General features: G+C 49.0%; 15 protein-coding genes. 7 read left to right on the top strand and 8 right to left on the bottom strand.

What is annotated here, in order from left to right:
- Positions 1–100 precede the first annotated feature (100 nt).
- The 4 genes from GVY42_RS12030 to nhaC form a co-directional block, all read right to left on the bottom strand.
- Positions 101–1,171: an MFS transporter gene (locus GVY42_RS12030; protein ID WP_236548962.1), complete on the bottom strand. Its 1,071-nt coding sequence runs from the start codon at positions 1,169–1,171 to the stop codon at positions 101–103.
- Between the two features lie 166 nt (positions 1,172–1,337).
- The gene (locus GVY42_RS12025; protein WP_026824537.1) at positions 1,338–1,850 is read right to left on the bottom strand and encodes a type 1 glutamine amidotransferase domain-containing protein; all 513 of its coding nucleotides are present in this window, start codon (positions 1,848–1,850) and stop codon (positions 1,338–1,340) included.
- Positions 1,851–1,932: 82 nt separating this feature from the next.
- Complete coding sequence (locus GVY42_RS12020; RefSeq protein ID WP_159563341.1) at positions 1,933–2,517, bottom strand: DNA-3-methyladenine glycosylase; 585 nt, start codon at positions 2,515–2,517, stop codon at positions 1,933–1,935.
- Positions 2,518–2,601: 84 nt separating this feature from the next.
- Positions 2,602–3,978, bottom strand: coding sequence for a Na+/H+ antiporter NhaC (gene nhaC / locus GVY42_RS12015; RefSeq protein ID WP_159563340.1), 1,377 nt, complete (start codon positions 3,976–3,978; stop codon positions 2,602–2,604).
- A gap of 217 nt (positions 3,979–4,195) precedes the next feature.
- Here nhaC and queC point away from each other — a divergent pair, with 217 nt between their 5' ends.
- From queC to queF, 4 genes are read left to right on the top strand one after another with little or no spacing between them, the layout of a single operon-like run.
- Positions 4,196–4,840, top strand: a complete 645-nt coding sequence (queC, locus tag GVY42_RS12010; RefSeq protein WP_159563339.1) for a 7-cyano-7-deazaguanine synthase QueC — start codon at positions 4,196–4,198, stop codon at positions 4,838–4,840.
- Positions 4,837–5,295 (top strand): 6-carboxytetrahydropterin synthase QueD, encoded by a 459-nt coding sequence (gene queD / locus GVY42_RS12005; RefSeq protein WP_015880475.1) that lies wholly within the window; start codon positions 4,837–4,839, stop codon positions 5,293–5,295. Before queC ends, queD begins: the two co-directional genes overlap by 4 nt.
- Positions 5,277–5,987, top strand: coding sequence for a 7-carboxy-7-deazaguanine synthase QueE (gene queE / locus GVY42_RS12000; RefSeq protein WP_159563338.1), 711 nt, complete (start codon positions 5,277–5,279; stop codon positions 5,985–5,987). The genes queD and queE overlap by 19 nt, the downstream gene beginning before the upstream one ends.
- A gap of 11 nt (positions 5,988–5,998) precedes the next feature.
- Complete coding sequence (gene queF, locus GVY42_RS11995) at positions 5,999–6,487, top strand: preQ(1) synthase (RefSeq protein WP_015880473.1); 489 nt, start codon at positions 5,999–6,001, stop codon at positions 6,485–6,487.
- A 30-nt stretch (positions 6,488–6,517) separates the two neighbouring features.
- On the opposite strand, the gene GVY42_RS11990 is transcribed toward queF, so the two are convergent.
- Positions 6,518–7,174, bottom strand: a complete 657-nt coding sequence (locus GVY42_RS11990) for a TVP38/TMEM64 family protein (RefSeq protein ID WP_159563337.1) — start codon at positions 7,172–7,174, stop codon at positions 6,518–6,520.
- 110 nt (positions 7,175–7,284) lie between these two features.
- On the opposite strand from GVY42_RS11990, the gene GVY42_RS11985 reads away from it, so the two are divergent.
- Positions 7,285–7,782 (top strand): hypothetical protein, encoded by a 498-nt coding sequence (locus tag GVY42_RS11985; protein WP_159563336.1) that lies wholly within the window; start codon positions 7,285–7,287, stop codon positions 7,780–7,782.
- Positions 7,783–7,808: 26 nt separating this feature from the next.
- Here the strand turns inward: GVY42_RS11985 and GVY42_RS11980 are convergent, their stop codons facing one another.
- From GVY42_RS11980 to GVY42_RS11970, 3 genes are all read right to left on the bottom strand, one after another.
- A complete protein-coding gene (locus GVY42_RS11980; protein ID WP_074034968.1) occupies positions 7,809–8,300 on the bottom strand; it encodes a hypothetical protein in 492 nt (163 codons plus the stop codon).
- Positions 8,301–8,388: 88 nt separating this feature from the next.
- Positions 8,389–8,934, bottom strand: coding sequence for a GNAT family N-acetyltransferase (locus tag GVY42_RS11975; RefSeq protein WP_074034970.1), 546 nt, complete (start codon positions 8,932–8,934; stop codon positions 8,389–8,391).
- Entirely contained in the window at positions 8,906–9,670 is a 765-nt protein-coding gene (locus GVY42_RS11970; RefSeq protein WP_074034971.1) for an RNA methyltransferase, read from the bottom strand. Before GVY42_RS11970 ends, GVY42_RS11975 begins: the two co-directional genes overlap by 29 nt.
- 221 nt (positions 9,671–9,891) lie before the next feature.
- On the opposite strand from GVY42_RS11970, the gene GVY42_RS11965 reads away from it, so the two are divergent.
- Both GVY42_RS11965 and GVY42_RS11960 read left to right on the top strand, forming a co-directional pair.
- Entirely contained in the window at positions 9,892–11,520 is a 1,629-nt protein-coding gene (locus tag GVY42_RS11965; protein ID WP_159563335.1) for a PTS transporter subunit IIBC, read from the top strand.
- A 51-nt stretch (positions 11,521–11,571) separates the two neighbouring features.
- Positions 11,572–12,363, top strand: coding sequence for an endonuclease/exonuclease/phosphatase family protein (locus GVY42_RS11960; RefSeq protein ID WP_159563334.1), 792 nt, complete (start codon positions 11,572–11,574; stop codon positions 12,361–12,363).
- Positions 12,364–12,471 lie beyond the last annotated feature (108 nt).

The raw sequence follows: 12,471 nt of genomic DNA, 5'->3' as shown, positions 1-12,471 counted from the left end.
GACTCGTTAAGATTGTTCTCATCATACACTTCTCGGCACAATCTTTCGTCCGTCTTAAGACGTAAAAACAGACATGGCTTATGACCCATGTCTGTAAAAATTATCGGGCGGTCGCATGAACGAACCAAACGACAAGCCCGATTAAGATGAACGCCAAAAATAGTGACACTGTCGTTCCTACAATAAAGACAAACCCCAACACGAGGATACCGAGATGCCATAGCATCGAGACGGATGATTCCGTCGTCGCTCGAATGGATGAAGGAACTTGCTGATGCAAAAGACCGTAATAGAGCGGCTCCATCGCTCCATATATAAGAGCCAACAGCCCCATCAGCCCGATTCCGATTGGATTCGGAAAAAGTCCGATGACAAGAAATCCACCACCCATTAGCCAACCGAACCCGTTTAACCAATGTTCGGATGACGCAAATCGTATAAGCGTCCCTGCAAAAAGTTGTCCAGGTAACTGAATCAAGAGTAGGATGCTTGAAATGGCACCGAACCAATAGATCGGGATGGATACATCACGTGCATACAATTGCCAGAACTCATCGATGAAATTGAATGCGGATACGGCTGCTAAAAAACTGATAGTGACATGCCATAGTTGCTTGTTCGACCAAATGAATTGAAAACCTTTCAGCAAATGCCACCACGTCAAACGCTCTTCTATCTCTCGTCGAGTCGGTTCGATGAGAGATAGGCTACAGGTAGTCGCAATCAATAGACTCACGATGGAGAGCTTGTAGTTCCACTCCAAGGGAAGATACTGAGCCAACATACTGCCACTCAATGCCGCCGTCACAGCGGCAACAATCCCAATCGCATTCAGTTTCCCAAGAACCCGTTCAAATGACGACACTTCCTGACTCTCCTGTAACGATTCGTACAACAAGGCATTCTCTGCCCCACTTCGAATAACCGATCCTACAGCCGAACAGCTGATTGCGACAAAAAAACCGGTGAATGTGAACGAGTATAAGAGAATCCAAAATGATAGCCACTCTAAAGCTACACCTACCTGGATCAGTCGACGCCGTGTCGTGCGGTCCGCCCACACGCCAGTCGGCACTTCAAACAGAACGATGATCAGCGCATATACCATCTCTAAATAGACGACTTCTTGAACCGAGATGCCTCGTGACTCCCAAAATAACCGTTCAATCACATATGCTGGAATCAGCCCTTCAAACCAACGAATGCACCCTAACCAAACAATGTTTCGACGAACTTAACTCGGTGAACGTGCTCGTTTTCTCATTTGAATCGCCTCCTTATCTTTCTTATTCCCGAATACTCAAAAAAACCACGAGATTCCTCTCGTGGTCGACGTGTTATTTTAATAAGTTGAGAATCTCACGATTGAATGCCGGAATATCATCTGGTTGACGGCTCGTCACAAGCTGATTTTGACAGACAACGACTTCTTTGTCCGCATATTTCGCTCCGGCATACTCCATATCGACTTTAATCGATTTATAGCCGGTTGCATCACGACCTTCTAATGTCTTCGCCGTAATCAACAGCTGTGGTCCATGACAGATTGCAAAGACAGGCTTCTTCGCATCCATGAATGCTTTGGCGAACGAAACAAAACGCTCGTCTTCTCGCAATAAGTCAGGTGAGAACCCGCCAGGTAAAAGAAGGGCATCAAAATCTTCCGGCGATACATCATCAATCGATTGATCGATGTTCACTTTCGCCTCTCCTTGCTTTCCTTCCACCGTGTTGCCAGCTTTCTTCTCGATTGTCACGACGTCATGTCCCGCATCCACCAATGCGTCACGGGGACCCGTGAATTCTACATCTTCAAACATATCTGTAATGAGCGTTGCTACTTTTGCCATGTTCTAAACACTCCCTCTGTTTGTTTTATGCACATAGGGACTGTTCCACTGGCATGAATCAATTAAACATCTCCAGGAGCATTCAACGGAACTTCGAGACGTACGGATTGTCGCGTTCAAAAAATCGATACGGATAGTCACGCGCCTCGCCCGTGTTCGGGATGCCGATGCGTGGACCCGCCTCAATCACTACTCCAGCCTCACCCTCCACGATATAGAGTGGGTCTTGTTGAAAGGAATGACCGTATAGATCCATCGTGATTCCGAGTGCTTTCGTCAATTTCCCTGGTCCGTTCGTTTGGTCATATCGCTTCACCCCAGGACGGTTCGTTGCAATCCATTCATGGCCTTGAATCGGTTCGACGGCTCGAATCAAGACGGCTTCTGGTGTGCCGACTGGTCCACTAACCACGTTCAAGAGCGTATGCGTATGCATCTGATAGGTGTACACATACCCCGGTTTCCCAAACATGACTTCCGTTCGCTTCGTCCGACGCCCTTCGAAGCTATGCGCTGCTCGGTCGATGGCACCGAGGTAAGCTTCCGTCTCGACAATCTTCGCGATGATGTCACCTTCTGGATGTCGCCTCACCAAATATTGCCCGAGTAAGGCACGCGCCAAGTCAAGTGTCGGTTGTTCATAAAATGCTAAATCGAGTCGCTTCATGGTTCCACCTCCATTTGTTTCATTTTCTCAAAAATCGTAGCTTGCACACAAAAAAGATGCCCTGCATGGCAGGACACCTGGACGTTATGATGCGATTTTGAGCGATTCACGTTGCTTTCCCAATCGGACGTATCCCAAAATGATGGAGAAGACCGGGCTGAGCCAGAGGAAGAAGGCAAACGGTGCGTATTCCAATACAGGTACGCCGAGTGTCGCTGCGAAGAATGCGCCAGAAACTCCCCACGGAATGAGCGGGTTGATGACGGTCCCGCCATCTTCAAGTGCCCGTGACAAGTAGCGCGGGTCGATCCCACGATCGATAAACCCTTGCTTGAACGCTTGACCCGGCAAGAGAATCGACAAGTACTGTTCTCCCGCGAGCAAGTTGACCCCAATCGAGCTGAGGACGACCGATAGAACGGAGCTTCCGGGTGACTTCAAACGCTCGAGCAACGATTCAACGATGGCTTGGAAGACACCGAGTTCACGTAATAAGCCACCAAACGCGAGGGCGATCAAGACGAGACTGACCGACCAGAGCATCGATTCAAGACCACCTTTATCGAGTACATTCGCAATCAATTCATTTTCGACACCTGACTTAAAGCCCGACTGCATGACACCGAGCCAGTTCGAGATGCTCCAGTTCCCTTGAACGAAACCGGCCGTCAACACACCGGCGAACATCCCGACGAGCATCGTCGGTAAGACCGGCATGCGGCGGAAGGCCAGTACTGCGACAAGGACAGGAGCAATCAACGTGAGCCATGAGAGGTCGAAACGTCCACTGAGCGCGGCTTGCGCCTCTGCGATTTGTGCCGTGTCGGCAGTTTGACCGCTACGTCCGAGGAACGTGAATAAAATCAACGTGATGATGAACGCTGGAATCGTCGTCCCCATCATGAAGCGAATGTGGTCGAACAGTTTGACCCCCGCCACTGCCGGTGCAAAGTTCGTCGTATCCGACAACGGGCTCATCTTGTCTCCGAAGAGGGCACCCGACACGATGGCACCTGCAGCGAGCGCTGGCGAGATGCCTAGTGCCGTCCCGATTCCAAATAAGGCGACACCGACCGTTCCGACGGTTGTAAAGGCGCTTCCTGTGAATGTCGAGACGATCATCGTGATCAACAAGACACTCGGCAAGAACCATTCAGCAGAGATTGTATTTAGACCGATGGAGAGGATCGTCGCGACCGTCCCGGACATTTGCCATACTCCGATGAGCATCCCAATCAACAACAAAATCAACACCGGCATGATCGCTTCACGAATTCCGTTGATCATCGCCGTTTCAATCTGTTTGAAGTCGCGTGAACGATAATACGCATATCCACCTACTATTACCATTGTGCCAAAAATCGCCATATGTGGCGTCGCTTTGGCCAAAAACATCAGTGCGAGCAAGGTAATCCCGCTCATCAACACGACGAATACAGCTTCTTTTCCTTTCATCTGCATCGACGTCCCCTCCTTTCGTTATATCTTCTTTATTTATTATTTCGCCTAACCGCTTAAACGCTTTTATGCACAAAAGCATGTCAGTGATGTTTTTTACTATACTCGCTTCCTTTCTCCCTGTCAAACGTCTTTTTATGATAAATTATATGCTTGAGGGTGACCTCCGGAGTTCGTAACCTCCTCCGACATCAAAACTAGCGAAAAGGAAGTGTGCTTCATGCAACACGAAAAAGCATTGGTCGTCTTTAGTGGTGGCCAAGATTCAACTACCTGCCTGTTTTGGGCAAAACAACAATTCTCTCATGTGGAGGCGGTGACGTTCGCATATGGTCAACGCCATGATGCGGAAATCGAAGTCGCCAAAGAAATTGCGACAGAACTCGATGTCCCACACCACATCCTCGATTTGTCCCTACTCGGACAACTCACTTCAAACGCGCTCACGAGACACGATCTCGACATCGACAATGCGGACGTCCCAAACACGTTCGTCGATGGACGCAACCATCTATTCTTATCGTTTGCAGCCGTCATGGCCAAACAACTCGGTATGCATCACATCGTGACCGGTGTATGTGAAACGGACTTTTCAGGTTACCCGGATTGCCGAGACCAATTCATCAAATCACTCAATGTGACACTCAATTTAGCGATGGATTATCCATTTGTCATCGACACACCGCTCATGTGGCTCGATAAAAAAGAAACGTGGGCTCTCGCCGACGAACTCGGTGCCTTTGACTATGTCAAAGAACGCACGCTTACTTGCTACAACGGTGTCATCGGTTCAGGTTGTGGAGAATGTCCGGCGTGTAAGCTTCGTCAAAACGGACTCACAGCTTACGAGGAGGTGCGCGTATGAAACATGCTCCATTCCTCGCTCCGACCAGTGTCGAATCAAAGCAAGAAGGATCGCTCATCTACTGTCCGCATCGCGTTCAAATCGTCAAAGAAGTAACGTTCGACGCGGCGCACCATCTCTTTGACTATGACGGCAAATGTCGTGCCCTCCATGGTCATACGTATAAGCTCCAGATGGGTGTCAGCGGCTTTCTCGACAATCGCGGCATGACACTCGACTTTGGTGATTTGAAAAAGATCTTCAAAGAAGAGCTTGAGCCGTATCTTGATCATCGCTATTTGAACGAGTCACTCCCTTATATGAATACAACTGCAGAAAACATGTGTTATTGGATTTTTGAACAACTGGCGACACACTTGCCAAATGAACGTGACGTCCGTGTCGAGTTCGTCCGTCTGTATGAAACGCCAACGTCTTACGCTGAGTTCCGCCGTGAATGGTTGGTGGAATCGTGAAAATCCCTGTTCTTGAAGTGTTCGGACCGACCTTTCAAGGAGAAGGACGCGCCATCGGACAAAAGACGATGTTCGTCCGGACCGCCGGTTGCGATTATCGCTGTTCGTGGTGCGATTCCGCCTTTACGTGGGACGGTTCAGAAAAACCGGACATGCTGACAGCCGATGAGGTCATCGCTCGCCTGGACGCACTGGGTATGTACGATTACGTCACCATCTCGGGTGGCAATCCACTCCTTATCGCGGCCATGGAAGACCTGGTTGTGAAGTTGAAAGAACGTGGTGTCACACTCGCCGTCGAGACGCAAGGCAGCCGCTATCAAGACTGGCTCACACAAATCGATGACGTGACCCTCAGTCCAAAACCTCCATCGTCTGGTATGAAAACGAACTGGGAGCAACTAGACGCTATCGTCGAACGGTTGCGCCCGGAGCAGACGACATTCAAAGTTGCTGTCTTTGATGAAGTGGACCTTGCCTACGCGAAAGAAGTGCAGCAGCGCTACTCACCGGACGTCATGTATTTGTCGGCCGGTAACCCGGAGCCTGGTGCAGACGGCGACATCACCGATGCCCAGCTCCGTCGTTTGAAACAACTATGGGAAGACGTTGCACGTGATCCGTCATGGCAAAGCGTCCGCGTCCTACCGCAACTACACACATTACTGTACGCCAACGAACGTGGCGTGTAAGGAGAATGAACATGAGACCAGAAGACTTACAAGACCTCTCGCTCCTCGGACAGAAGAGCGTCCCTTATATTTTTGAATACACACCAGACGTCCTGGAGGCGTTCCCGAACCGTCATCCTGAGAACGACTACTTCGTTAAATTCAACGCACCAGAATTCACATCGTTGTGCCCGATCACGAACCAACCGGACTTCGCAACCATCTACATCTCATACATCCCGGATGAGAAACTCGTCGAGTCGAAGTCGTTGAAGTTGTACTTGTTTAGCTTCCGTAACCACGGTGACTTCCACGAGAACTGCATCAACGTCATCGGGAAAGATCTCGTGAAATTGATGGAACCGCGCTATCTCGAAGTGTGGGGGAAATTCACACCACGTGGCGGTATCTCGATCGATCCGTACTACAACTACGGAAAGCCAGGCACGAAGTATGAAAAAATGGCGGAGCATCGCCTGTTCAACCATGACTTGTATCCAGAGACGGTCGACAACCGTTAATTGAAAAGTAGGCGCTCCATCTGGAGTCGCCTACTTTTTTTGATAGCGATGAATCTGTCGCTTAATCGGTTCGCGGAACACAGTCGCAACGAGCGTCAACACGAGCATGATCCCAAATGCCAAGGCGATGAGCGTCCAATCCCCACTGGCGATACTACTCCCGAGAAAATTGTTCGCGAACGCCCCGGGAATCATACCAACGACGGTCGCAAACAGATAGGCGAGTACGTTTACTTTTGCCAAACCAGAAGCATAGCTGACCAAATCAAAATTGACGAGCGGGATGAGACGTAAGATGAGGACGTAAAAGAAGCCGTCTTCTTCGATTTTGCGCTGAATGGCTTCGTAATTCGTTGATTCGAAGTGATGCAAGAAACGATCGCCGAAATAAATTGCCACATAATACGCAACAAGCGCACTCAATGTCGCCCCGATGACGGTATAGATGACGCCCGGTAACATCCCAAACGCCAAGCCGCCTGCGACCGACAAGACGGACGTGGGAAACAAGATGAGCGGACGAACGGTGAACAATAAAATGTAAATGAGCGGAGCCAACCATCCGAATTGAATGATGTAGTCCCGAATATCGCCTGGGCTTACGTCAATCCACTGATAAAGGAATGTCGCCGTCCCGAACAGGAGTAGGATGAGTGCAACCATCCATTGTATCTTCCACTTCTTCATCGTCCTCCTCCTCTCTATTTGCTTTTATTCCCGTAATCGAGGATGTCATCCACCTTTTTTCAGCCATCTCGATGTGGTACGGTTAGAAAAAGCAGAAGGAGGAAATCGATATGAACCTTGCAGATGCCCTAACATTGAAACAGTTGCTCCATGAGCAAATCGATACATTGACCGAAGAGATTGAGCATGTGGCGTTCATCTCGCTTCAAGCGAATGAATCCATTCCGACCATTCAGTCCCGTTCCCTTCAAGACATCGAGATGGAACTTGAACACATTCGTCTAGACTTACGTCAGCTCGACCGTCTCATTCAAGAGGCGAACGTCCAAGCCGTCGTTGAGACGCATGACGGTCCACTCCCGCTCGTCGAGGCAATCGAGCTCGCCATTCAGTTACGTGTCCAGGCACGACTTTATGAGAAATTATCGCTTCGTCCGAAGAAAGACTATGTGCACGGAGTTGCCGTGATCAAACACGCCTTATATGACCCCGAACTATATCGTTTAAAAGCACGCGATATTAAGAAGCGTGCCATTCGAATCGAAAGTGCCATTCAGGCCGTCCGTTATCAGACTGACATTGAATTTGATGCATCACGATATATGTAAAAAAGCGAAGGGATTCCTTCGCTTTTTTACATATGGTCATGGTGATTGTGATGGATATCATGATGACTCGATGAAGAAGAACGTCGACGTGGAGGTGCCTCATCAGCAAATTTTTCTCCGTCCAAAATCCCGAGACGCTTATATTGACGACCGACCCGCTCTTTTGTCTCTTCGCGAACAGTGCTCGACTCCATCACCAATTGGTAGCATCCGAGCGCGACACGAAACGGTTCCATGCGTGTCCGTTCAATCGAGAAGGAATCGACGCCACGTAAATAGTCTGCCAATCGCTCAGCCGTCTCGTCGGCTGGATCATCTGCAAGCTGTGAGGCGAAGTGTTGTAAGTCCTTCAATGTATTTGATGTTTTAGAGTAGCTCACTCCCGATTTGATAAATCCAAATATAATCAGACCGAACACAACCATGAAAATGATTGGAAACACACCAAATAGTCCGCTAAAGAATGAGTCCCCTATCGAGCTATCGAACGGATCCCCGCCAAATCCAAATACTATCATTTCAAACTCCCCCTTTTTCTTTATGTACGCTCACATATTTAAATAGGTTTCAACAAAAAAACCGCGATCACACGACCGCGGCATCGATTCAACTGTTCAGTTGTTTCTCCATCATGATGCGTGGCTCGCCATCTTCTGTGTAGGCGCCCATGATGTCATATCCGCAAAGGAGGTTCAAAATGATGACCCCTTTGTTCGTATTGCGTGCTTTCGTCCGAATCGAATGGAACCCTTGCGCTTCGACCCATTCGAGTTGCGTATCCATCAGCTTGCGACCGATGCCATGCTTTTGGAAGTCCGGATGTACGCCGCCCGCCCAGCTGTAAAATCGATAAGGCTCCGCCTCATAGCCAATTTTAAAGCCGACCAGTTCCTCTTCCGAGAAAGCCAGTAACACTAGCGGATTGGCGTGCCGATATAAACGCTCTTTAAAACGCAACTGATCGAGGTCGCCATATAACGTGCGATACAGTCGGAAAAAGTCCTCTTCAAAATCCTTAAAGTTGTTTGTCACATCTTTTACGATAAATGAACTCGTCGTACTCATCGTGCCATCCCCTTTCAGTTTCTGGACAAAGATTCCGTACGTCTGTTCATTTCGCCGTTCATTCTGAATTTCCTGTCTCCCGTTCAAAAGCCGTGACACCTTTTTGTTTATAAAGTCCGAGTGTACGTTTCGGCAAACTCTTGACCATCCAGTCTTTAAAAATACGTGCCTGATCCTCGACAGGCAGTTCATAGCCCTCCGTCACGATATGTCGCGACCGTGTCGTGACATCGTACAAGGAAATTGCCGCCGCCACGGAGATGTTCAAACTCTGAACGTATCCTTGCATCGGAATGACAAAGTTTCCATCCGCCTTCTTCAATGCCGCTTCCGACACACCACTATGTTCATTCCCGAATAAAAGAACTGTCGGCTTCGACACATCCACTTCTTCGAGCGGAATTGCTTCCTCACTCAATGCCGTCGCATATACTTGATAACCGTCTTCTTTTAAAGCATCAATCGCCTCTTCAATGGAGCCATGCTCGACGACGTCCACCCAGCGGTCGGCACTCTTGGCGATAATCGAGTTTGGTTTGAACTTCGCACGCCCTTCGACGACGTGCAGCGTCTGCACCCCGAACGCATCGGCCGAACGCAATACGGCAGATTGGTTATGCGGATCGTCCACACCTTCCGTCAAAATCGTGATATGGTTCGTTCGTGTATTCAATACTTCATACATCCGTTTGATGCGATCTGGCATGAGCATCTCATATAGAGGAAGATCGTCTTCCTGCAATACACCCTTCTGCAACAACTCTTCTTTTAATTCAATCTGCTCTTCTTTCGTCAAAGCAGATGTCGTCTGTCTCCAACCCATCTTTCTCGCTCCCTTCAACCTATCATATTGTAGCTAGATTCGATTCGACTGACAAGTTCGCCTCACATCTGCTATTCTCACTTCGGAAATGAAAACAAATGAAAATAGCGAAAACGGTTGCATGAATTTATGCAATCGATTACAATCATTTATGCAAGCGATTGCACTATTGGCAAACACAAAAATAGATAAAACTCCCTCACAGGAAGGAAGCGTATAGCATGAAACAATTGATCTCATTCGATTTCTGGCAGAAACTCGGTAAGGCCTTGATGGTCGTCATCGCCGTCATGCCAGCTGCCGGTTTGATGATTTCCATCGGAAAATTGATTGGAATGTCAGCCGGAGATGTCGGTATCTTATTAACAACAGCTCGTATCATTGAAGATTTAGGTTGGGGCATCATCGTCAACTTACATATCCTCTTCGCAGTCGCGATTGGTGGTTCGTGGGCAAAAGATCGTGCAGGCGGTGCATTCGCAGCACTTCTCGCCTTCATCTTGATCAACCGTGTCACAGGTGCCATCTTCGGTGTCAACGGTGCCATGCTTCAAGATCCGGAAGCGACAATCGAGTCACTCTTCGGTGCGAACCTTGTCGTCGCTGATTACTTCACATCTGTACTCGGCTCACCTGCCCTCAACATGGGTGTGTTCGTCGGGATTATCGCCGGTTTCCTCGGTGGTGCACTATATAACCGTTTCTACAACTTCAACAAGTTGCCGAACGCTCTCTCGTTCTTCAACGGGAAGCGCTTCGTACCATTCGTCGTTATCCTTGGTTCAGTCGTTGCTGCCATCGTTCTATCGATTCTATGGCCAACCATCCAAGGTGCACTCAACAGCTTTGGTGAATGGATTGCCACATCACGTAACACGGCGCCTGTCCTCGCACCGTTCATCTACGGTGCGCTCGAACGTCTCCTCTTGCCGTTCGGTTTACACCACATGCTCACAGTACCAATGAACTACACAGAGCTCGGTGGAACGTATACGATTTTAACAGGTGCGACAGCTGGATCGGTCGTTGCCGGTCAAGACCCACTCTGGTTGGCATGGGTGACGGACCTCGTCAACTTGCGTGCTGCTGGTGATACGGCCGCATACAACGCGCTTCTCGCTGATGTCGTTCCAGCACGTTTCAAAGTCGGGCAAGTCATCTTGTCATTCGCTGCATTGATTGGTGCCGCGTATGCGATGTACCGCAACGTCGACGCGGATAAGAAGGCACAATACAAGCCGATGTTCTTATCGGCCGGACTCGCTGTCTTCTTGACAGGTGTCACAGAACCGATCGAATTCATGTTTATGTTCGTCGCACCAGTTCTTTATGTCGTTTACGCACTCATGGCCGGTGCTGCCTTCGCATTGGCAGATATCATCGACTTACGTGTACACGCCTTCGGTGCAATCGAACTCTTGACGCGCATTCCGATGATTGTCAAAGCAGGACTTCTTCAAGACTTGATCAACTTCGTGCTCGTCTCTGTCGTGTTCTTCTTCCTCAACTTCGGTGTCTTCAACTTCTTCATTAAGAAGATGAACCTACCGACGCCAGGACGTAACGGGAACTACATGGAAGAAACGACAGAAAAATCATCCGTTACAGGTAACGAACAAGTCATGGGGATTATTGCACTTCTCGGTGGGGAAGAAAACATTGAGGATGTCGACGCATGTATGACTCGTCTTCGTGTGACCGTTAAAGACGTTACACTCGTCTCTGACGAACCAGAATGGAAGAAAAATGGCGCTATGGGTCTTATCGTGAAAGACCGTGGAGTCCAAGCCATCTATGGCCCGAAAGCCGACGTATTGAAATCAGACATTCAAGACGTCATCGGTGCATAATCTACTGGCCAACTCGCTCGAGAGTTGGCCTTTTTCTAAAGGAGGACTATCGTGAATATTTTAACGCTCAATTGTCATGCCTGGTTAGAAGACCGTCAACAAGAGAAAATCGATGCGATTGTCGAACGTATCGCAAGCGAAGAGTATGACTTCATCGCGCTCCAAGAAGTCAATCAACATAAAGAGGCCCCCCTCATCTATGGGAACATCCGTGAGAACAACTTCGCACACGTCCTCGTCGAGCGCCTGAAAGAGTTAGATCTTCACTATCACATGACATGGGACTTTGCCCATTACGGATATGACATTTACGAGGAAGGCGTCGCCATCTTGTCACGGACACCGTTTCTATCGACCGAATCATTCTTCGTATCCAAGACGACGGACCCTGACAATTACAAGTCCCGTAAAATCGTCAAAGCCGTGATTGAAGGTCCTGAAACGCCGACGACCGTCTACTCGTGTCACCTCGGATGGTGGCATGACGACGAGGAGCCAGTGAAGCATCAACTTGACGAGCTCCTGCGTCGCGTGGAGCATGACGACCACGCGCTCCTACTCGGTGATTTCAACAACGATGCTTTCATTCGAGGCGAAGGATACGATTATTTGATGGATAGTGGGCTTCAAGACTTGTTCCATCTCGCAACGGAACGCGAAGGCGATGCGACCGTCCAAGGGAAAATCGCCGGATGGGATGAAAACAAGAAATCGCTACGCATCGACTTGATGTTGACGAATGCACCCATTCACGTCTCCCGTCATGCCGTCGTCTTCGACGGCGAAAACGGACCTGTCGTCTCCGACCACGCCGGTGTCGAAGCCACAGTGTTTTGGCGTTGATGCACCTTTTTCTTCCGACTTGGGAGAAAAGGGTTTTTCTTTTGGGAAAAATCTTGTAACGTGATAAAAGACTGATGTCTAACTACTAATGAATGAAATAGAAAGAAG

Origin of the sequence: Exiguobacterium sp. 8A (assembly GCF_902506275.1) — a bacterium.
In the GTDB taxonomy this organism is placed as follows: Bacteria; Bacillota; Bacilli; order Exiguobacteriales; family Exiguobacteriaceae; genus Exiguobacterium; species Exiguobacterium profundum.
Note: the sequence above shows the minus strand (reverse complement) of the source record. Positions and strands in the feature narration are given on the sequence as shown.

Bases quoted from the DNA above. Each gene is read 5' to 3' on its own strand.
- GVY42_RS12020 (WP_159563341.1), bottom strand. From the start codon at position 2,517: ATGAAGCGACTCGATTTAGCATTTTATGAACAACCGACACTTGACTTG.
- GVY42_RS12025 (WP_026824537.1), bottom strand. From the start codon at position 1,850: ATGGCAAAAGTAGCAACGCTCATTACAGATATGTTTGAAGATGTAGAA.
- queC (WP_159563339.1), top strand. From the start codon at position 4,196: ATGCAACACGAAAAAGCATTGGTCGTCTTTAGTGGTGGCCAAGATTCA.
- GVY42_RS11965 (WP_159563335.1), top strand. From the start codon at position 9,892: ATGAAACAATTGATCTCATTCGATTTCTGGCAGAAACTCGGTAAGGCC.
- queE (WP_159563338.1), top strand. From the start codon at position 5,277: ATGGTTGGTGGAATCGTGAAAATCCCTGTTCTTGAAGTGTTCGGACCG.
- queD (WP_015880475.1), top strand. From the start codon at position 4,837: ATGAAACATGCTCCATTCCTCGCTCCGACCAGTGTCGAATCAAAGCAA.
- GVY42_RS11980 (WP_074034968.1), bottom strand. From the start codon at position 8,300: ATGATAGTATTTGGATTTGGCGGGGATCCGTTCGATAGCTCGATAGGG.
- GVY42_RS11990 (WP_159563337.1), bottom strand. From the start codon at position 7,174: ATGAAGAAGTGGAAGATACAATGGATGGTTGCACTCATCCTACTCCTG.
- nhaC (WP_159563340.1), bottom strand. From the start codon at position 3,978: ATGCAGATGAAAGGAAAAGAAGCTGTATTCGTCGTGTTGATGAGCGGG.
- GVY42_RS11985 (WP_159563336.1), top strand. From the start codon at position 7,285: ATGAACCTTGCAGATGCCCTAACATTGAAACAGTTGCTCCATGAGCAA.
- GVY42_RS11970 (WP_074034971.1), bottom strand. From the start codon at position 9,670: ATGGGTTGGAGACAGACGACATCTGCTTTGACGAAAGAAGAGCAGATT.
- queF (WP_015880473.1), top strand. From the start codon at position 5,999: ATGAGACCAGAAGACTTACAAGACCTCTCGCTCCTCGGACAGAAGAGC.